We start from the raw sequence: 1,150 nt of genomic DNA on the forward strand, positions 1-1,150 counted from the left end.
CTTCTTCCAGAATATCTAATTGATAATTGGGAATCATGACCACCCGTCAAACGGGTGGTTTGTCCCAGAGCTATAAGCCCAAACTACCAGCCAGCGCCTAAAGACGCTGGCTTTCATATTGTTCAATCCTTATTGCTCTTGACTCGTCACTTGCCTCTTAAAGAGGCTTTAGTATTACTTACCACTATCCCTAAAGGGATCCTCATATTCTTTCACACTTCATTTATCTAGTGCTATATCATGCTTTACTCGCTCTCAAATTTTCATACTCGTGAAGAAATCATCCACTGGATAATTTCTTTAATCTTGGATATATTTCTTAATCGTGGCTTCATTGAGCACCACCGTACTCACATAATAACCTTCCGCCCAGAAATGCCGATTCCCAAACTTGTACTTTAGATTGGCGTGTTTGTCAAACATCATGAGTGCACTTTTACCTTTTAGATAACCCATGAAACTCGAAACACTTATCTTTGGTGGAATACTTACTAACATATGTACATGGTCTGGCATTAAGTGACCCTCGATAATTTCAACTCCTTTATAACTACACAAGCGATGAAATATTTCGCCTAAACTACTTCGATATTGATTATAGATGATTTTTCGTCTATACTTAGGGGTGAACACAATGTGATACTTAAAATGCCACTTTGTGTGCGATAAACTATGAGCCTTTTGTGCCATATTTTTCTCCTTTCGCTTTACATTTGGCTTGAACACCTTTATTGTATCGTGTTTGGAGTTTTTGGGTATAACCATCGATACGCACCCACATAGTGGGTGTTTTTTTCGTCTCGCACCTATCGGAGTGAGACGAACTGAAAGCCATATAATAAAAAAGACCGATTCAAAATCATTAGAGAATACAATTCTAAAATTGAAATTTTTCGTGCTAATTCTATGAAATCTTGATTTTCTAATAAATTTGTACTTATTTCCTTCAACCTATACTAATCCCCCATTGTTTCAAGTTTGTAATTAAATCAAAAGTATTAGATATGATTTAAAAATCGTGTTTTAAGCTCTCGTTGACCAATATCATAGTTTGCTATTTAATTTTAACTAAAAAAATCATTATACAAATCAATCTACTAAAGATGAATTTATGGTATACTAATGATAATAAATAGTTATCGGTAGGAGA

1 pseudogene is annotated in these 1,150 nt (G+C 34.9%); it reads right to left on the reverse strand.

Features of this window, described 5'->3' with window-relative positions:
• Positions 1-303: 303 nt before the first annotated feature.
• A pseudogene (gene tnpA / locus HMPREF2837_RS10475) lies at positions 304-690 on the reverse strand (IS200/IS605 family transposase); the annotation flags it as partial.
• Positions 691-1,150: the final 460 nt, after the last annotated feature.

Source organism: Streptococcus sp. HMSC071D03 (genome assembly GCF_001812125.1).
Taxonomy (GTDB): Bacteria; Bacillota; Bacilli; order Lactobacillales; family Streptococcaceae; genus Streptococcus; species Streptococcus pseudopneumoniae_N.